This is a genomic window from Frankia sp. CgMI4 (assembly GCF_001756285.1).
Taxonomy (GTDB): Bacteria; Actinomycetota; Actinomycetes; order Frankiales; family Frankiaceae; genus Frankia; species Frankia casuarinae.
Map to the genome: position 1 here is coordinate 143,676 of NZ_MAQZ01000125.1, position 18,984 is coordinate 162,659.

The window sequence follows — 18,984 nt, forward strand, 5'->3', positions numbered from 1 at the left end:
GGTCAGCTACGGACACCTACCCCTCAATCTCCTGTCGGGTTCCGCTTCGAGGCATGTTTCCTCGACCACCACGGCCTGCGCGCCCGCGGTGGATGTCACACTCGGGGGGGGACAGGTCCCACCGGGGCCGGGTCCGCGCATCCCGACGCGCGACGCATCCCGACACTCGACACCCGGAGGGGGGCCAACCTCGTGGTGACCGACCCTGGTCTTCTGCACTGGCGTGACCCGGTGACCGACATCGGCCATCTCGCCGACGTCACCAATCGAGTGCGGACCAGCGTCGAGACGGTCATCGACGGCAAGTCCGAGGYGATCACGACGGCCCTGGTCGTGCTGCTGTCCGAGGGTCATCTGCTGATCGAGGACGTCCCCGGGGTCGGCAAGACCATGCTCGCCAAGGCCCTCGCACGGTCCATCGATGCCCGGGTGCGCCGCATCCAGTTCACTCCGGACCTGCTCCCCGGCGACGTCACYGGAGTCAGCATCTACAACCAGGGCACCCGTGACTTCGAGTTCCGTCCCGGCCCGGTGTTCGCCAACATCGTCGTCGGCGACGAGATCAACCGCGCCGAGYCGAAGGCGCAGTCGGCGCTCCTCGAATGCATGGAAGAACACCRGGTCACGGTCGACGGCGTCACCTACCGGCTCGAGTCACCCTTCATGGTGATCGCGACCCAGAACCCGGTGGAGATGGAGGGCACCCGGGCGTTGCCGGAGGCCCAGCGCGACCGTTTCACCGCCCGGATCTCGATGGGCTACCCCTCCCCCGCGGCCGAGCTGGAGATGCTCGACAGCCACGGCAACGCCAACCCGCTGGYCGRCATCACCCCGGTCACCGACGCCGCCGAGATCGCCAAGCTGATCGCACTCGTCCGCACGGTGCACGTCTCGCCCGAGGTGCGCCACTACATCGTCGACCTGGTCGGCGGGACCCGCACGCATCCCGAGATCGCGCTCGGCGCGTCCCCCCGGGCGGCGCTGCATCTCATCCGTGCTGCCCGGGCCCGCGCGGCCCTGGACCAGCGCGGTTTCGTCCTCCCCGACGACGTTCAGGAGATGGCTGTCCCGGTCATGGCGCACCGCCTACTGCTGCACCCCGAGATCATGCTCTCCGGGGAGCCGACGATCGAGGTCGCCGCCCGCATCCTGACCGACGTCCTGCGCCGGATTCCGATCCTTCGCCCCGGTACGGCACGCCCGACCCGGCACGGCCGTTAGAGCTCCGTGTGCGGAACCTCCGGGTGCGGAACCTCCGGGTGCGTGACTTTGTCGCGGCGCTGCGTGGCCTGACGATCCGCGGCCGGTCGTTCGTCGCCGCCGGCATCGCCTGCGCGGCGTCCGCGGCCGTGCTCGGCGAGCAGGACCTGCTGCGGATCGGCCTGCTCGTCATGCTCCTCCCCGTGCTCGCGGCGGCCTTCGTCTGCCGGACCCGCTACCGGCTCGCCTGCACCCGCCGGCTCGAACCGAGCCGGGTGACCGCCGGGGACCGGGTCTCGGTCCAGATCAGGCTGGAGAACGTCAGCCGGTCGCCGTCGTCGGTGCTCCTGCTGGAGGACGCTGCCGCGGACGGGCTGGGCGGCGGGGCCCGGTTCGTACTCGACCGGATCGAGCCCGGTGGCAGCCGGGACCTGTCCTATGTCCTCCACGCGGGGATGCGCGGCCGCTACCAGATCGGACCGATGGCGATCCGCCTCGGTGACCCGTTCGGGCTGTGCGAACTGTCGCGCAGTTTCCGCAGCCTGGACGAACTGGTCGTGGCCCCCCCGATCGAGCGGCTGCCGCCGGCCCGCCCGACCGGTGCCGCGCGCGTCAGCACCGAGCTGCGCCGCGCGACCGGGCTCGTGGGTGAGGACGAGACGACGACCCGTCCGTACCGGTCCGGCGACGACCTGCGCAAGGTGCACTGGAAGACGACCGCCCGCCGCGGCGAGCTGATGGTCCGGCGCGAGGAGCACCCGCGGACGGGCGGGGCGACCATCCTGATCGACACTCGGGCCCGGGCGTGGCCTGACGGGGGCCCGTCAGCGTCGTTCGAGTGGGCGGTGAGCGCGGTCGGGGCGATCGGCGTCCACCTCGTCCGGGGCGGGTACCGGGTCCGGCTGCTGACCGATCAGGGGCTGGCGGCCATCGCCGCGGAGGGTACCGTCGGCAGGCTCCTTGACGAGCTTTCGACGCTGACGCCCGCCCCCACCGAGTCCCTGTACCCAGCGCTCGCGGCCGGCCGCGGGCGAGTCGATCGCGGCGGCATGTTCGTCGCCGTCCTCGGCCACACCGATGCGCCCACCGCCACCGCGCTGGCCGGGCTGCGGCCCCGCAGCGCCCCGGCGATCGCGGTGCTCGTCAACGTGGCCAGCTGGAGCACCGCCGCGGCGGCCCCGAAGATCGCCGCCGACCTCGAAACGACGCACGCGGTGCTCACCCGCGCCGGCTGGGCGGTCCTCGGCGCGGCGGCGGGCACCAGCCTCGCGGCGATGTGGCCGCGGGTCGCCGCCCGGGCCCGGGGCCCGGGCGGCGTCGGTGCCCCGGGTGCCGCCGGAGTCTCCGGACGTCCCGGGGCCGCGGGACTCACCAGGACCGTGGGACTCACCGGGGCGACGGGACTCACCGGGGCGACGGGACTCACCGGCGATCTCCACACCGGCGGACGGTCGGTGCCGTGAACGCCCGCCCGGTGCCCACAGTGATCGCCACCGTCGCCTGTCTGCTGTCCACCAGCGCGCTGACCCGTCTGTTCGAGGGTGTCCTCTGGTGGTTCGGGCCGGTGCTCGTTGCCACGACCGTGGCCGTCGGGACGGGGGTGGCGAGCCGCCTGCTCCGGCTGCCGGCGGCGGCCGAGATCCTGCTCAGTCTGGTCGGCCTCATCGGCACCGTCACCGTGCTGTCCGCGCGGTCGACGGCGTTGCTGGGCTTCCTGCCGACCGCCACCACGGTCGAGACGCTRCACACGCTCATCTCCGCCGGCGGCTCCGACATCTCACGGCTGGCCGCGCCGGTGCCCGCCCGGCCGGGCCTGGTGGTCCTCACGGTGATCGGCGTCTACCTCCTGGTGATGATCGTCGATCTGATCGTGGTGAAGTTCGACCACCCGACGCTCGGCGGCCTTCCGCTGCTGGCGCTGTATGCGGTGTCGGCGGCGATTCTGCCCGGGGGGGTCGGCGTGGTGCCCTTCCTGCTCGGCGCGGTGAGCTTCATCGCCCTGCTCCTGCTCGACGGGCGGTTGSCGTACGAGCGATGGGGCCGGACCGTCTCCGACCAGCGGAGGGCTGGCGTCGAGATGTTCGGCGGTCGCATCGCCGTGGGCGCGCTCGGGGTCGCCGTCACCGCGCTGGTCGCCGCGATCGTGGTGCCGCTTGGCCTGCCGTCCCTTGACGGCGAGGGACTGGTGTCGSGCAAGGGTGGATCCGGTGCCGGGGACGGTCCGAGTTCGGCCAGCGTCGTGCAGCCGATCGTCTCGGTGAGCCAGCAGCTGCACGCCAGCACGGAGGTGCCCCTGCTTCGGCTGCGCTCCGACGAGCCGAAGTATCTGCGACTGACGGCGCTGGAGAACTTCGACGGCCAACTGTTCACCCTGCGGGCGTTGAATGCCACCCGGGAAGACCGGGTCAGCGAGGGATTACCGAAACCACGGACGGGCGGCGCTACCCAGTCGGTGCGTGCGGAGGTGGCCGTCACCGGGCGGTTCAACGAGCTGTATCTGCCGGTTCCGGGCATCCCAATCCGGATCGAGGGGCTGACCGGCGACTGGCGGCTGGCGAGCCCGACAGGCACGATCTTCTCGACCCGGACCTCGACGGCGAACGCGCACTACCAGGTGGACGCGGTGGTGCCGAATCCCACAAGCGCGCAGCTTCAGGCCGCGACCGGGCCGATCCCGGACTCGCTCGGCGTCGCGACCGCRCTCCCTGACAATCTCGATCCCCAGCTGCGTCAGCTCACCAAGGCCGTGACCGCGGGTGCGCGCACCCCCTATGAAAAGGTGTACGCGATCCAGGAATACCTGCGGGGGCCGCAGTTCACCTACGACCTCCGGGGCGCCCCCACCACGCAGGAGGGCGCGCTCAGCCAGTTCCTGTTCGACACCCACCGCGGCTACTGCGAACAGTTCGCCTCGRCCATGACGGTCATGGTGCGGATACTGGGCCTACCCGCCCGGGTCGCGATCGGCTTCGTCCCCGGGGAGCGGCAGAGCGACGGCAGCTACGTCATCACCAACCGGCAGGCGCACGCCTGGYCCGAGGTCTGGTTCCCGTCGATCGGCTGGATCAGCTTCGAGCCGACCCGCCGCAGCGACGGAACCACCTCGGCGCCGTCCTACGCCCCCGCCGGGCCCGAGGACCCCGACAACGACGCCGCCCTGCCGGAAGAGCAGGCTCAGGCCGAACCGCAGGCAGTGCCCGAGCCGGTGCCCGTGCCGGATACCTCCACGCCGGCTCCCGGCGACGATCCGACCGCGATGGGCGCTGCGCGGTCAGGTGACGACGCATCGACCTCCACCGAAATTCCCTCCTGGGTGGTCTGGCTGTGCGCTGCCCTGCCCGTCCTGGGCCTGCTAGCCGTTCCGGCGATCATCCGGATCCGGCGGAGGCGGGTCCGGCTGCGCCCGGCCGAAGACGATCCCCCAGATCCGTCTGGGGCGACGGTGGAACGGGTCCACGACGCCTGGGCGGAACTGCTGGACGTCGCCGCGGACCTGGGAATCATGATCCGGCCGAACGACTCGCCGCGGGCCGGAGTGGCCCGGCTGACCGCCTACCTGGACGCCGAGCCGACCACCGCACAGGCTCCGGGATCCGGCCCGGAACCGTCTGCGTGGCAGTCCGGGGGCAGCGAGCCCCCCACGACCTACCCGCAGGCCCGCGCGGCACTCGCCCGACTGGCCTCCGCGGAGGAGCGGGCCCGCTACGCGCCGCCGGAGATGGCCGCGCCGCCGTCCGTCGCAGACCTCAGCGAAGATGTCGTCCTGGCCACCACCACGCTGTTGGCGCTGGCACCGCGGGCCAGGCGGATGTTGGCGCGGATCGCCCCGGCATCGGTTCTCCGGCGCGCCGCGCCGGCCTCGGCGCGCGGACGGTCGAGGATGGGACGGGGAGGCGGTAAGGACGACGGACCCGCCACGCCCACCACGGTTCAGAACGAAGACAATCAGGACAATCAGGACTGGCTGGACGCGGTCAGGGACGGTCCTCCCAGCGCCGCCGCCACCGCTCCTCGACCCGTTCCATGAACGGAGCCCTAGCCCGCGGCTTCGGCTTCGATCCCCCCTGCACGCCGCCCGGCCGCCGGTGACCGGTGTCACGGCCGCTGATCCGGCGCAGGTCTGCCGCACCGCGCAGCGCGGCGAACAACATCATGAGGAAACCGAGGATGYCGAGGATCACCGTCAGCGGTACCCGGTTGAGTACCACACCGACGACCAGGACGGCCAGACCGAGGACGAAGACGACCGCGHTGCGGCGCACCCGGCGCAGCAGATAGGTACGGGGGTCCGTCGAACGCACGGTACTGGCAAACTTTGGATCGTCCTGTACGAGAGCGCGCTCGATCTGCTCCAGCAGGCGCTGCTCGTTCTCCGAGAGCGGCATCGACGCTCCTCCCACGACCTGTAGGCCCGGCGGACGGAACCTGATAACCAAGGATAGGCATGTGCGGGCGGGTGCGGTAGGCAACCTGTCATGCTGGTTGGAACCGAGCGATTCCCGTCACCTGGTCCGTGCCCGAACTGGGGTCTTTCATACCGGGAAATCCACGGTCACGGGAACCCGGCGGCGCCGGCTTCGCGAGCGGTACCAGCGGCACGACGGCGGGCAAGCACGTGCAGCTGTGCCGCGAGGTCACGGAACGGCTCCAGGGCGGCCGCGGCCAGTTCCAGGCGCAGCAGCCGCTGCGCGGTGAAGGGATCGGAGTCGACCCGCGCCCCGGGGACCAGGTCGGCGAACACGCGCACCCCGTGGACGTCGACGACGTCCGCGCCCGCCGCGTTCACCAGCGCGACGATCTCGGCGGTGGTGAACCCGGCGGGCGTCCGGGGCGCCCCGGCGCCCTGGCCGGTCAGCACGGCCTGCGCCTGCTCGAAGCGACCCGCCAGGGCGCGGGCGAGCACCGTGGCAGCCCGGCCCGCGACGACGAGGCTGAGAACGCCTCCCGGGCGCAGCACCCGCAGGGCCCCCGCCAGCGCGGCCTCGGGATCGTCAACGACGTCGAGGACGGAGTGGCACAGCAACAAATCGGCGGTCTCGGCTCCGACGATGCCGGTCAGGTCGGCCAGATCGCCCTGCTCGGCCGTGACCCGGTCGGCGACGCCCCGTTCGTCGGCGCGACGGCGCAACGCTGCCAGGGCGTCCGGCGACGGGTCCACGACGATCACCAGGTAGCCCTCGACCGCCAGGGGTACGGCGAAGCCACCACTCCCACCGCCCGCGTCAACGATGATCGGCGGGATGGCTGTGGCCGTCGGGGCCACCGACCAGGCCGGAACCCCCGCTGCCGATCCGGGCAGGACCGTCCGCAGGCCGTGCCAGATCGCGGCCTGCCGCAGATCCGCGCCGGTGACATGGCTGGTCATGCGCGTCGCGCCTCCTCACGCCGGCATCGTCGGCGCCGCCGTCAGCCCGCTCGCCCACGCCGGAGGACCAGGCGCGTCACCGACCCACGGTGAGGCCTATGGCGACCCCGACGACCAGCCCGCCAGCCGACAGCCCTACGACCCGCAGTACCCAGATGTTGCGACGCGCAACGGCGGACGGCACGGCCCGATGCGCGCCGCGGTGCCGATGCTCAGAACCGGTGAGGACCATCGATGATCTCCTGCTCCGCCAACCACTACCCCTCGGAAGGTAACCGATAGTGACCGATGCTCACCGTAAACGCAACCGCTCGTCACCCACCCGGGGCGCCGCCGGGCCGACCACGGTCAGCCTGCCCTCGGCCCGGCGACATGACCATCGTGACCTCCCCAGGCCCGACCGGACCGGTGCCGGCGATCATCGGTTGGGACGGGAGGCCCAGTACGCCCTCGACAACCCCGACGAACAGATCGACCTGACGGATCAGATCATCGGCCTCCCGCCTGGTCACTACCTTCAGCCCGGCCTCGGCCGCCGATCGCCGGGCGGCCCCCGCCGCGAAGAACTCCGCCCACTCCGCGAGCTCGGGGGCCACCCGGACAAGCAGGCACCAGGCACTCACGGGCCGACCGCGACGACCGGGACGGGGCCGGGCCCGGTCCGCCAGGACAGCGGCCGCCGCCCGCAGCGCCGCGAGGTGGGCGAGGGCGTAGCGCTCCCCGGCCGTCTGGGCGCACTCGGCCTCACCGAGACCGCGCCGGGCGGCGACCAACAGATCGTCGCGGGAGCGGCGAGGCAACCCCGCCGCCGGCACCAGGGTCCGTCCAACCGGCCCGGTGGATCCACCGTGCGGCCCGGTGGATCCACCGGGGCCGCCAAACGCACCCTTACCGCGGGCCGCTCCTCCCGCCGGGTCCGAGCCACTGTCCGAGCCACTGATCGGCCGACTGGTCACGGTGGTCACAACACCTCCCGAGTCTCGAACATAGGTTCGATCACGAAGTAGTGAACCCTCGCCAGCGCCGCCCGTCAAGCATCGAGGTATCGAACACGCGATCGAGCAGATCCGGCGACCTCGGACTCGACCACCCGAAGAAACCAGCCGAGGACGAGCAGGGCCACCACGTCGGGAACCCATCCCAGCCGCGGGTCCGCGACTTTCCCCCGACAGACATGTCCCGAATCCGCACCTGTCGTCCGGGCCACCCGGGTGACCCTCGGGTCGAGCGCATCCGGATCGGCCACGACAAGCGCCGTTCCGTCCAGCGCAAACCGGATGATGTTCACATCACGGTGACCCACGAGCCCGCTGGCGAACTCGCCGCGGGTCGGCCTGAGCCAACGCAGCGTGGCACCGTCCGACAGGCGCACCCAGCCCCCGTGGCGGCCTGGCTCGAAGGCGGCCAGGGGCACCCGTCCCATGGGTTCGACCAGACGGATCCCGAAACCGTCGAGGTCGGTCTCCAGCACGAACGGCCGGCCGGCCGCCATCAGCTCGACCCGGCCCCGCGACCACCAGTCGGCCAGCACCGCGCCCTCGTCGGTCTCGACGTGCACGTGCCGGACCGAGGCGTGCCGGGATACCGACTCGATCCGGAAGATCAGCTCGTGCGGCAGTCCGCCGGCCCGCCGCGGGAGAAGGTCCGCCCCGGCCGTCGTCCGCGGTGTCCGGGTCCGGGTCACCGCCGGGGYCACCGCCGGGGTCACCGCCGGGCCCGCCGCCGACGCGGGCCGCCTCGCCAGGCTCCTGGGCACCGTGATCGCCATGTTCCCAACCCCCTCCGCCTCGCCGGCCGTCTCCCGGCCGTCTGCCGCCTCGATTTCGTGGACTCAGTGCACCTCCAAGCGATCAACACCCACTGCACGCACAATCACCAGAACCATWGAGAATGTGTTGATCGGAACACCTGGATTCCGCGATCGGGTCACACGACACCCCACGGAGTCGGACCCCCACCCGCGTCGCACCGGACACCGGACACCGGGCGCCGGAGCAGGCCTGACGCGGAAACGACAGGGGGCCGTTCCAGATCGGTAGTTGCCGCCATGTCCCCTCCCGGCGCACGCTGCGGTAATACAGACATCACCGGGGGTCGTACGAGAGGACCAGATGCCTGACCGCGACAGCCTGCAGTTYGCCATCCTCGGCCCGTTGGAGATCACTGCCGGGGGAGCACCCATCGTGCTCGGCGGCACCCAGCGCAAGGTGCTGATGGCCGCGTTGCTGCTGGAAGCCGGTCAGGTGGTGCCCGGTCACCGGCTGCTGGAGGTGATCTGGGGGGACCCACCGCCGGAGAAGGCGCTGGCCACATTGCGCACCCATGTCAGCGAGCTGCGGCGGCGGCTGGAGACCGGTTCCGAGGTGCTGTTGCGCAAGGGGACCGGGTACGTCCTTGACGTGCGCCCGGAGCAGATCGACTCCGAGCAGGCCCGTCGGCTGCTGGAACAGGGCCGGCGCGCGGTGGATGACGGTGACCYGGTGAGCGCGATCGCCCCGTTGCAGGAGGCCCAGGCCCTCTGGCGGGGACCGCCGCTGGTCGACCYGATCGACTACCCGTTCACCCGGGCCTACGTGGACGCCCTCGACGAACTCCAGCTCGACATCGCCAAGACCCGGATCGCCGCCGATCTCTCTCTGGGTCGTCATCGCGAGGTCATCGGGGATCTGCGCGTGCTGGTGACACGGCACCCCCACGACGACGGGCTGCGCCGAGAGCTGGTTCTCGCCTTCTACCGGGACGGTCGGATCGAGGACGCGGCCCGGGCCTGCCGGGAGGGCCTGGAGGCGCTGCACGACCTGGGGCTGGACTCCGCGATGTTGCAGCAGCTGCAGGAGGACGTGCTGCGCGGCGCGTCCAGCCTGGCCTGGACCCCGCCCCGCTCGCTCGACCGGCGGGTCTCCGTGGCGCCCACGAGCCAGGGGGGGTACCAGCTGCCCCCGGACATCCGCGAATACACCGGGCGCGACACGATCCAGGCCCAGGTGCACGCCATGCTGACCGATCCGGTCGGGCTGTCACGGGGAACCGTGGTGGCGGCGTTCGCGGGTAAGGCCGGCGCCGGCAAGACCGCCCTGGCCGTGCACATCGCGCATCGCGTCCGCACGGGGTTCACCGACACGCTGTACGTGGACCTGCGGGGCAACAGCACCCCGCTGGCCCCGGCCCGGGTGCTGTCCCGGTTCGTCCAGACGCTCGGGGTCAGCCGCTCCGCGGTACCGGCCGACCCCGACGATCTCGGCGAGATGTACCGGGAGCTGCTCGCGACCCGCAAGGTCCTGATCATCCTCGACAACGCGGGGGGCGAGGCACAGATCCGGCCGCTGCTGCCGACCAGCCCGGGCTGCGCGGTCATCATCACGAGTCGGTCGCGGCTGCACGGTCTGAGCGCCCCGTACTGGATGGTGGACGTCCTGCTGCCCAGTGACGCGGTGGAGCTGCTGGCCAAGATGGTCAGCACGCAGCGGGTCGACACCGAGCCCGAGGCCGCGCGTGACATCGTCGGCCTGTGCGGCTACCTACCGCTGGCGATCCAGATCGCCGGGCGCAAGCTGGCCGCCCATCCGCACTGGAAACTGGCCCGCCTGGCCGGGCGGCTCGCCAACGAACGCGACCGGCTGTCCTGGCTGGAGGCCGGCGACCTGGAGATCCGGGCCAGCTTCTCGCTGAGCTACGAGGGCCGGCCGCCGGACGAGCAGCGCGCCTTCCGGCTGCTGTCGCTGCCCGCGATGAGCGATTTCGCGCCATGGGCCGCGGCGGCGGTCCTCGACCTCGACCTCGACGAAGCCGAGGACGTCGTCGACCGGCTCGCCGACGCCCAGCTACTCGAACGACGTGGCGCCGACCGGACGGGAACCGAGCGCTACCGCTTTCACGACCTGCTCCGGGTGTTCGCCCGGGAGCGCGAGACCGGGGTCGGCACCCCGCTCGGCCACCCCGCGGCCCCGGGTCGGATCCCCGAGGCCGGCGGGGACAACCGTCACACCGGCAACGGGCACACCGGCAACGGGCACACCGGCAACGGGCACCACGACGCTGCCGGGGCCCCCTCCGCCGGGGCCCCCTCCACCGAGGCCCCCTCCACCGTGTCCGGAGAACACCGGGCGGCCTTGGGGCGGCTGCTGTACGCCTATCTGGCGATGCTGCGGGAGGCGGTCGACACCTTCAGCCCCGGCGGGGTGCGCACCCTCACCCCCGCCGCCGAGGACGCGGCGGCGCTCACGACGGGTGCCGTGTTTCGGTTTGAACAGGCRGGCGTCGCCGACCTGGTCGGTCGGCCGCTGGTCTGGTTCGGCGGGGAACGGGGAAACCTCCTGAGCCTGATCGACCAGGCCCACGCGGCCGGTCTCGACGAGCCGACCTGGCTGCTCGCCACCGAGGCCGCCGAGTTCTACGCCTTCGCGGCGCACTGGGGCGACTGGGAGCAGAGCCACGTCCTGGGGCTGGCCGCGGCCCGCCGGGGCGGGCACCGCCTCGCCGAGGCGACGCTGCTGACCAACCTCGCCGAGCGCGACATCACGCTGGCCTTCGAGGACGCCTTCTGGCGACTGGACGCGGACGGCACGGACCCCGACGGTCAACCGGCGGTCGAGGTCTACCGGGCTACGGTCGACCACCTGGCGCTGGCCACGGAACGCCTCACCCGCGCCCGGAAGATCTTCGTCGACTTCGGCGACGAGCTGGGTGAGGCCCGGACGCTGCGCGGGCTGGCCGACGCCTGCCGCGGTCGGGGGGAGTTCTCCGCGGCCCTGGTCCACTTCGAGGCCGGCCTGGAGATGATGCGCCGGGGCGGCGCCCGCAAGGCCGAGGCGGAGACCCTGGTGAACGTCGCCATGGTCCACGGCGACCGGGACGAGCTCACCGACGRCATCAACTGCCTGACGATGAGCCTGTCGATCGCCCGCGAACTCGGCAACCGCCCGCTGGAGGCGCTGGCCCTGCGCCGGTTGGGCGATCTCCACCGTTTCCAGTACCGGTTGGACCGGGCTCTGGCAAGCTACAACGAGAGCCTGYCGCTGCTCGCCGAGCTACCCGACACCCGCTGGGAGCCACGCGTGCTCATCCGCCGGGGTGACATCCTCGCCCAGATGGACGACCATCCGGCGGCGCGGCGATCCTGGCAGCAGGGCATCACGCTGCTACGTCAGCAGGGCTCCCCCGAGCTGCCGGCCGCCGAGGAACGGCTGAGCGCACCGGTCACGGCCGAGCCCACCCAGTTCACCAGCGGGCGGCTGCTCAGCACGTTCGACCCGGCGTACTTCATCGCCCGGATCGCATCGTCCCGGCGCAGCGTCCGGTTACTCAACACCTGGACGGATCTGGCGACCCCCGAGCACCGGACCGCCTTCGCCGACGCGGTGCTCGCGGCGGTCGACGCCGGAGCGATCATTCAGGTGCTCCTACTCGACCCGGACTCCCCGGCCGTGGCCGGACGAGCCGCCGACCTCCTGCACAGCGTCGACGTACCGGGCATGATCYGCTCGAACCTGCTGGTCCTCGAGGCACTGCGGGATCGGCTCGCTCCCGTCCTGCGCTCCCGGCTCGCGGTGCGTCTCTACACCGAACAGCCCCTGACGACGTATCACCGCTGGGACACCGGGGCGCTGGTCTCGACGTTCCCCGTCGGGTACTCCTCGGCCGCCGCGACCCAGCACGAGGCGGCCGTCTCCTCCACCCTGGTCCAGTTCGTCGAACAGCACTTCGAGCGGCTCTGGAGTCTGGAAGGGAGCACCGCCTTGGACGACTATCTGCGGGTGCCGCTGCGCGTCTCCCCGTCGGACGYGGGCCATCTCGAGGTACAGGCCGAGTTCGTGCGCCTCGACGGGGCGGTGTACGTCTCCTCCCCCGACCTCGTCGCGCTGCTGGGCCGCGGCGGTCCGGACGGCCTGCTCGCGGAGGTGGCGGGCGACGGTCGGCATGTACTGGCTGGAACCGGACGGTRCCGGATGGTACCCCTGCGCGATAACGACGGCGCCGGGGCCGTGGCCACGGCCTTCGCCGACAAGTACGGGGCCGCCCGGGACAGCTTGCTGCGCCTGTCATCGGTGCGGCGATGAGCACGCTTGTCACCGTCGACTTCTGGCGGGTGCCCCGGCGACGGATCGGTTACGCCCTGGCGCGGATGGCCGCCGACCGTACCGCCCTGCGGCACACACCGGGACTGACCTTCGCAAAACTGCTGGGCACCGGTTCGGCGAGCAGTTTCACCCTGCGCGACGCCGATCCGTGCCAGTGGGCGATGGTCGCCGTCTGGTCCTCCCCGTCGGCGGCCCGTTCCTTCGAACGATCCGCGCCGGTGCGGGCATGGTCGTCGCTGGCCGAAGAACGCTGGCGGATCGACCTTCACCCGCTGTCGTCACGTGGGCGGTGGTCACGGCAGGAGCCCTTCGGCGACCCGGCGGCGTCGAACGTTCCGCCTCCCGCGAGCGCCCCCGCGGCGGTCGCGGTGATCACCCGGGCCCGCATCGCCCTGCGGCACACCCTCGCCTTCCGCCAAGCGGTGCCGGCGGTGGCGGTCGACCTCGCCGAGGCCGAGGGTCTGATCTTCGCGGCTGGCATCGGGGAGGCGCCGATCGGCTTACAGGGAACGTTCAGCCTCTGGCAGGACGCGGCGTCGCTGCGCAGGTTCRCTTACGGCCGCCCCGCGCACAGCGAGGTCGTCCGGCGCACACCGATGGTCGGCTGGTACAGCGAGGAACTGTTCGCGCGGTTCGCGGTGCTCGGCTCGCGGGGGACGCTGGGCGGGCGGGATCCTCTCCTGCAGGTCAGCCCCGGGCCGACGTTGACGCCGCGTTGAAGATCCGGCCACGGCCCCCCGCCGTATCCGGGCGGGGACACGGCCTGCTTTGACACCCCGTTGAACGGCACCCGCCACCGTGGAGGGGCCGCCCGTACCTTCCCACGCCCCGCACCTTCCCACGAACCGGGTGAAGCAAGCCGCATGTCGATACCCCGCGAGCAGGCGCCCTGGACGCAGCCCCCCCGCCGTCGGGTTCTGATCGCGACACCGGTGAGCGAACGGGTCGCGCGGCTCGTCACTCGGCACGACGCCGCCCGGCTACGCCCGGAGCTGGCCACCCGGCCGACGGGCCTGGCCGACGCCCTGGTCGAACTGCGGCCGCACACCCTCGTCGTCGGGGTGAACGCGGTGGATGGACCGGCACTCGAACGGTGGGCCACCGCGGTCCGCACGGACCCGGCGGAGGCCGGCCGGGACCGACCCCTGCTGCTGGTCCGCCGGGGCACCTCCCTCGCTGCCGTCGACCTGGCCGCCGCGGCCCGCCACCGGATCGAGGTGCGCAACACCCCCGAGGTCAACGCCCGGCACGTCGCCCGGTTCATCGTCGACCGGCTGTTCGACCCGCTCGGCCACGCACCCGGCGCCGAGTCGGCCGGGGCCGCCACGCGCACCGATCGGCCGGGCGTGCTCGGCCTCGTCGGCGCCGGAAACATCAACAGCCGGGTCGCCCGGGAGGGCGTCGCACGCGGCTGGCACCTGGCCGTGCACGCTCCCTCACTCGCGGCGAGGCCGGCGACGGTCGCGCTCTGGGCGGCGAAGCACCGACTGCCGGTAGACCGGATCCACGTCGCCCGCACCGTCGAGGACGTCCTCGACGCCGCCGATCTGATMAGCATCGCCGCGCCCCTCGTGCACGACGGGCCCCGGATATCCGCGGGCATGATCGACATGCGGCACGTCAAGTCGTTCACCGGCCGCCGACTCGTGTCGGTCAGCGAACCGCACGTCTTCACCGACCGGGCGCTGGTCGACGCCTACGACCGCCGCGACCTGGAGGTCGTGATCGACAACGCCCCCCGGTTCCTCGGCCCGGTCCGCGAGCTGCTCGCGGGGCGGATCGCCGAGGACGGCGGGGAGCCGCGGCGCGGATTCACTCTCTGCTCCGTGGCGATGCACAGTCCCGCCTGCAGCAACGATCTCGATCAGGCGTTCCTCGCGGTGGTCGGACGGGCCGACCTGGACGACCTCACCGGGAACGACCTCACCGGGAACGACCTCACCGGGAACGGCCTCACCGGGAACGGCCCGAAGGACGATCGTCATGACCTGGCCGATCGCCGGGGCGATCGGCGGGGCACCGGCCGCCGGGCCGTCGAGGACCCGGCCTCTGACGGTTCCGCCGTCGACAAGCACGACGTGGTGGTCGTCGGCGGCGGGATCGTCGGACTCACGATCGCGCTCGTGCTGCGGCTGCGGGGCCACCCCGTCCGGGTCCTCGACGCCGCGCCTGCCGACCGGGCAGACCCTGCCGCCCAGGGCACGACGTTCGCGGGGACGAACGGTCGGCACCTGTCGGCGACCGAGACCCTGCCGCAGGCGGACGCGAGCCGCGCGGGTGTCCTCGATCGCGATCCGACGCACGGCGGCTGGCGGCTACGGGACCCGGAGTCGCTGTCGGAGCCGGAGAGGGCCTGGGCCGGCGCCTTCGAGCAGTGCGCCGACCGTCCCGGGCTGCACGCGGTGGCCCGGGACCTGGTGATCGCCCTGAACCGKCTGGGGTTGCGCGGGTGGGAGCATCTTTTCGCGCTCGCCGACGGCGGGGACGGGCTCGCTGCCGGGTGYGGGTTGCGCTGGGACGCCCGCATCCCGCGGATCTATCTCGGTCCGGACGACCTCGCCGCGGGCGAGCGGCTGCAGCGGTCCGCGGGGGGGCGGGTCGTTCGGTTGTCCCGGGCGGACCTGGTTCGCGACTGGCCCGCGCTGGGCCGCTCGGTCCCGCTGCCCGACGGCGTCCGGGAGGTGACCGCAGCGGTCGAGGTGGACGGCTACGCGGTCAACATCCACGATCTGGCCACGGTACTCATCGACCGGCTGCGGGCCGCGGGCGTCGAGGTGCGCGCCGGCACCCGGGTGGAACGCATCGAGACCGACATCGAGACCGACATCGACGGGAACCTCGACGGGAACCCCGACGGCAACGGGAACGAGGCCGGGCACGAAATCGGGAACGGAGCCGGCAGCGGGGTCCGGCTGCATCTCGCGGACGGCTCGACCCTGCGCACCGGCTGGGCCGTGGTGACCGTGGCCGGCCGCGACCTGCAGCGGCTGCTGGGCGCCGCCTGGCCCGGCGCCGGTGCCGTCGCGCATCTGCTCGGCCTCTCGCTGACCCTGCCGAACCCGGGTCTGCGACGGCCGGTGAAGGTCCACGCCGGAGATCCCCTAGGTGTGATCAATGTGACGCTGTCCGCCGATGGTGCCAGGATCCATGTCAGCGGCGGATTCGGGTATCTGGGCACCGCCGTGCGGGCGGCCGCGGACAGCGGCGTCGCCCGTCTGCGCGCGGTTTTCGAGCAGGCGGTCGCCGGCCTGTTCCCGACGCTGCGCCGGCCTGACGGCAGCGTGGAGATGCTCGACGTCCGCGTCTGCGAGCGCCCGGCGACCCCGGACGGCCTCCCCCTTGTCGAGGCCGTGGCAGACCACGGCGGCCGGGTGATCGTGGCGGCAGGGACGAACGCGGGTGGCACCGTGCAGGCCCCGGCGGTGGCCATGCTGGTGGCCGACCTCCTCGCCGGCACGCCGCGCTGCGCCACGCTCGCCATGGCCGGTGATCGGGCCGGTCTCCCACCCATCCGGAGTTAGCACCCTCCACATCAGTGGAATGACGTTACGTAGCAGTAATTCCCATCGCCGAGCGGTGCCGGCGGGCGGCGAGTTATCGTCGAGCGACGTGATGGTGCGCCCCAGCCTCCTGGCTCGCCGGACCCGACTCGTGGGGCCAGGTCGGCGATCCGGGCGCGGACAGGAGGCGACGCCGGTGACCGACGTGGACGTGAGGGTGGTCCGCTGGTCCCCGAGCCGGATGCGCACCCGGCTCGACGATGTCATCGCGGTCTACAAGGCCGCTTTCCTCGATCACCACGAGCCTGACCCGCAGCGGGCCGCCCGGGACCGGGCCGCCCATGCGCGCCGGCACTTCGAGCGGYGGGACCTTCGTGCCGTGGCGGCCGTCACACCCGACGACGAACTCATCGGGATCACCTACGCCCTGCCCGGCCGGRTCGGCCAGTGGTGGCACGACGTCGTCGCCGGCGCGCTCCCGCCGGACTCGGCCGCGTACTGGCTCGACGACTGTCTCGAGATCGTGGAGCTGCACGTCCTGCCCGCCTACCAGGGCCGGGCGATCGGGCGCACCATACTGCGGGAGCTGCTGCGCGGGGCCCCGCAACGCACGGCCGCGCTGTCCGCCCTCGAACCCCCGGGCAGTCCGGCGCGCCGGTTGTACGATCATGAGGGATTCGTTCCATTGTTGTCCGACTTCCAGTTCCCCGGGACCCTCACCCCCTACGCCGTGCTCGGCAAGGAGCTCCGCGGACGCTCCCCCGCCCGTCCCGACGGTGCCTCCGCCCAAGGAGCCGACCGGCACGCACCGGTACGATGACCGCCGACGCGCTCTTCACCGGATCGGCGCGGCCGGCGCGGCCCACCGCGGTGCCGTGGATCTTCGCGGCGGCCACCGTGGCGGTGCAGCTCCCCTGTCCGTTGGTCACCGGATCCGCCGGGGCGGCGCTCGCCATCGCCTCGATCGTGCTGTTCTTCGCCTCCTCGGTGAGCCACGCCCTGCTCACCCGTGGCCGAGCGTGGACCGCCGGGTTTCTCGCCGTGACCGTCGGCGGCGGGCTGCTCGTGGAGACCGTGGGCGTGCACACCGGCTGGCCCTTCGGCCGCTACGTCTACGGCTCCGCCCTGGGCACCCGCCTGTACGGCGTCCCGGTCGTGGTGCCGATGGCCTGGGCGATGGCGACCTACCCGGCGTATGTCCTGGCCCGTCGCCACCACCGCGGCCGGGCGCGCACCGTCGTGCTGGCCGCGCTCGTCCTCGCGGCCTGGGATCTTTTCATCGACCCGCAGATGGTCGCCGCGGGGTACTGGCGGTGGCTCGGCGGCGGCCCGACGCTCAACGGAATCCCACTCACCAACACCGCCGGCTGGGTGGCCGTCRCGATCGCCATGACCGCGGCGTTGACGGCGCTTCCGGACCAGGCCGGGAGCACGGCTCGCGACGAGCGCGCCCCGCTCGCCCTTCTCCTGTGGGCCTACGTCTCCTCGACGCTGGCGAACCTCACCTTCTTCGACCGTCCCGGTGTGGCCGCGGCCGGCGGGATCGCGATGGGGGCTGCGCTCGTCGCGGCGGCCCGGGCCGGACCCCGGGACCGTGCCCGGGCCGGGGACCGCCCGGTCCCGGCGGGCTCCCCACCACGATGACGGCGCCGTGGCGGACAGGGCACGGGACGAGGCACCGGACGGTACCGAGATCCCCGGCCCGGTGGCTTGCCGGGCGATGCTGGTCGGGTGCGGTACGGTCCGCCGCGGTGGCGTCCACCGCCATCGCCGTGCACACGGCGGTGAACGCGCGGCTGCTACGCGTCCCACCGCCGGCCCGGCCGGTACGCGAACGGGTGACGGTCGTGCTACCCGTCCGCGACGAGGCCAGGAGCCTGCCGCGGTGCCTGTCGGCCCTGCTCGGCTCACGGTGGGTGCCCGACCTCGAGATCCTCGTCTACGACGACGGTTCCACCGACGGCACCGGGGAGATCCTCGCGCGGTGGGCGGCGAGGGACAACCGGATCGTCGCGCTGCGCGGTGCGGAGCCGCCCGCCGGCTGGCTCGGCAAACCGCACGCCTGCGCCCGGGCCGCGGCGGCGGCCACGGGCACGGTCCTCGTCTTCGTCGACGCCGACGTCACGGTGGCCCCCGACGGCGTCGCGCGGACCGTTCTCCTCCTGCGGGACGCCGGCCTCGACCTCGTCTCGCCCTACCCGCGTCAGGAGGCGGCCGGTGTCGCCGAAAGGCTGATCCAACCCCTGCTCCAGTGGTCGTGGCTGGYGCTGCTGCCGCTGCGGCTGGCCGAACGCTCCGCCCGGCCGTCGCTTTCGGCGGCGGGCGGACAGCTGCTGGCCGTGGACGTGGCGGCCTACCGCCGGGCCGGCGGCCACGAGGGTGTCCGGGACCAGGTCATCGAGGATGTCGCCCTGCTGCGCAGGCTCAAGCGTGCCGGCGGGCGGGGAGTGGTCGTGGACGGCACCGATCTCGCGGTCAACCGGATGTACTCCGGATGGTCACAGCTGCGGGACGGCTACGCGAAGTCGCTGGCCGTCGCCGGTGGAAGCACGCTCGGCAGCGTCGGGCAGATCGGCATGCTGGCCTGGCTGTTCGTCGTGCCGGCGGTGGCGGCACTGGGTGGCTCGGGCCCGGGCGCGGTCGGGTACCTCGCCGGGGTCGCCGGCCGGGTGCTCGCCGCCCGCCGCACGGGCGGCCGGAGCTGGCCCGACGCCGCCGCTCATCCGGCTTCCGTGAGCCTGTTGGGCTACCTGACTGCGGTGTCGTGGTGGCGTCGTCGGCGGGGTACCGCCCGATGGAAGGGACGACCGGTTACCCGCTGCCCCTGACCACTGGTCCGCAC

Annotated in this window: 14 protein-coding genes; 10 read left to right on the forward strand and 4 right to left on the reverse strand. The window is 72.7% G+C overall.

Going from position 1 to position 18,984, the window contains the following annotated elements:
* Positions 1–192: 192 nt before the first annotated feature.
* From Manayef4_RS21420 to Manayef4_RS21430, 3 genes are read left to right on the forward strand one after another with little or no spacing between them, the layout of a single operon-like run.
* Positions 193–1,221, forward strand: coding sequence for a MoxR family ATPase (locus Manayef4_RS21420; RefSeq protein ID WP_070133115.1), 1,029 nt, complete (start codon positions 193–195; stop codon positions 1,219–1,221).
* A gap of 38 nt (positions 1,222–1,259) precedes the next feature.
* On the forward strand, positions 1,260–2,663 hold the full coding sequence (locus Manayef4_RS26505) for a DUF58 domain-containing protein (RefSeq protein WP_070133207.1): 1,404 nt from the start codon (positions 1,260–1,262) through the stop codon (positions 2,661–2,663).
* Positions 2,660–5,227 carry a transglutaminaseTgpA domain-containing protein gene (locus Manayef4_RS21430; protein ID WP_254665783.1) on the forward strand — a complete coding sequence of 856 codons (2,568 nt, stop codon included), beginning with the start codon at positions 2,660–2,662 and terminating at the stop codon, positions 5,225–5,227. Before Manayef4_RS26505 ends, Manayef4_RS21430 begins: the two co-directional genes overlap by 4 nt.
* Here the strand turns inward: Manayef4_RS21430 and Manayef4_RS21435 are convergent.
* On the reverse strand, positions 5,175–5,585 hold the full coding sequence (locus tag Manayef4_RS21435; RefSeq protein ID WP_070133205.1) for a DUF3040 domain-containing protein: 411 nt from the start codon (positions 5,583–5,585) through the stop codon (positions 5,175–5,177). The two genes, Manayef4_RS21430 and Manayef4_RS21435, sit on opposite strands and share 53 nt — an antisense overlap.
* 167 nt (positions 5,586–5,752) lie before the next feature.
* Complete coding sequence (locus tag Manayef4_RS21440; RefSeq protein WP_011435843.1) at positions 5,753–6,565, reverse strand: methyltransferase domain-containing protein; 813 nt, start codon at positions 6,563–6,565, stop codon at positions 5,753–5,755.
* Here Manayef4_RS21440 and Manayef4_RS25230 point away from each other — a divergent pair.
* Positions 6,564–6,803: a hypothetical protein gene (locus Manayef4_RS25230; RefSeq protein ID WP_035730597.1), complete on the forward strand. Its 240-nt coding sequence runs from the start codon at positions 6,564–6,566 to the stop codon at positions 6,801–6,803. The genes Manayef4_RS21440 and Manayef4_RS25230 overlap by 2 nt on opposite strands.
* Before the next feature lie 76 nt (positions 6,804–6,879).
* Here Manayef4_RS25230 and Manayef4_RS21450 read toward each other — a convergent pair whose 3' ends face one another.
* Positions 6,880–7,380 (reverse strand): SAV_6107 family HEPN domain-containing protein, encoded by a 501-nt coding sequence (locus Manayef4_RS21450; protein WP_235608347.1) that lies wholly within the window; start codon positions 7,378–7,380, stop codon positions 6,880–6,882.
* Positions 7,381–7,595: 215 nt separating this feature from the next.
* Positions 7,596–8,333, reverse strand: a complete 738-nt coding sequence (locus tag Manayef4_RS21455) for a hypothetical protein (RefSeq protein WP_070133116.1) — start codon at positions 8,331–8,333, stop codon at positions 7,596–7,598.
* 343 nt (positions 8,334–8,676) lie between these two features.
* Between Manayef4_RS21455 and Manayef4_RS21460 the strand changes: the two genes are divergently transcribed.
* The 6 genes from Manayef4_RS21460 (at position 8,677) to Manayef4_RS21485 (ending at position 18,970) form a co-directional block, all read left to right on the forward strand.
* A complete protein-coding gene (locus Manayef4_RS21460) occupies positions 8,677–12,621 on the forward strand; it encodes a BTAD domain-containing putative transcriptional regulator (protein WP_070133118.1) in 3,945 nt (1,314 codons plus the stop codon).
* On the forward strand, positions 12,618–13,361 hold the full coding sequence (locus Manayef4_RS21465) for a spheroidene monooxygenase (protein WP_070133119.1): 744 nt from the start codon (positions 12,618–12,620) through the stop codon (positions 13,359–13,361). Before Manayef4_RS21460 ends, Manayef4_RS21465 begins: the two co-directional genes overlap by 4 nt.
* A gap of 144 nt (positions 13,362–13,505) precedes the next feature.
* On the forward strand, positions 13,506–16,163 hold the full coding sequence (locus Manayef4_RS21470; protein WP_070133120.1) for an FAD-dependent oxidoreductase: 2,658 nt from the start codon (positions 13,506–13,508) through the stop codon (positions 16,161–16,163).
* Between the two features lie 220 nt (positions 16,164–16,383).
* Positions 16,384–16,962, forward strand: coding sequence for a GNAT family N-acetyltransferase (locus Manayef4_RS21475; protein WP_070133210.1), 579 nt, complete (start codon positions 16,384–16,386; stop codon positions 16,960–16,962).
* Positions 16,959–17,786, forward strand: coding sequence for a bisanhydrobacterioruberin hydratase CruF (gene cruF / locus Manayef4_RS21480; RefSeq protein ID WP_070133121.1), 828 nt, complete (start codon positions 16,959–16,961; stop codon positions 17,784–17,786). The genes Manayef4_RS21475 and cruF overlap by 4 nt, the downstream gene beginning before the upstream one ends.
* Before the next feature lie 107 nt (positions 17,787–17,893).
* Positions 17,894–18,970: a glycosyltransferase family 2 protein gene (locus Manayef4_RS21485; RefSeq protein ID WP_070133122.1), complete on the forward strand. Its 1,077-nt coding sequence runs from the start codon at positions 17,894–17,896 to the stop codon at positions 18,968–18,970.
* Positions 18,971–18,984 lie beyond the last annotated feature (14 nt).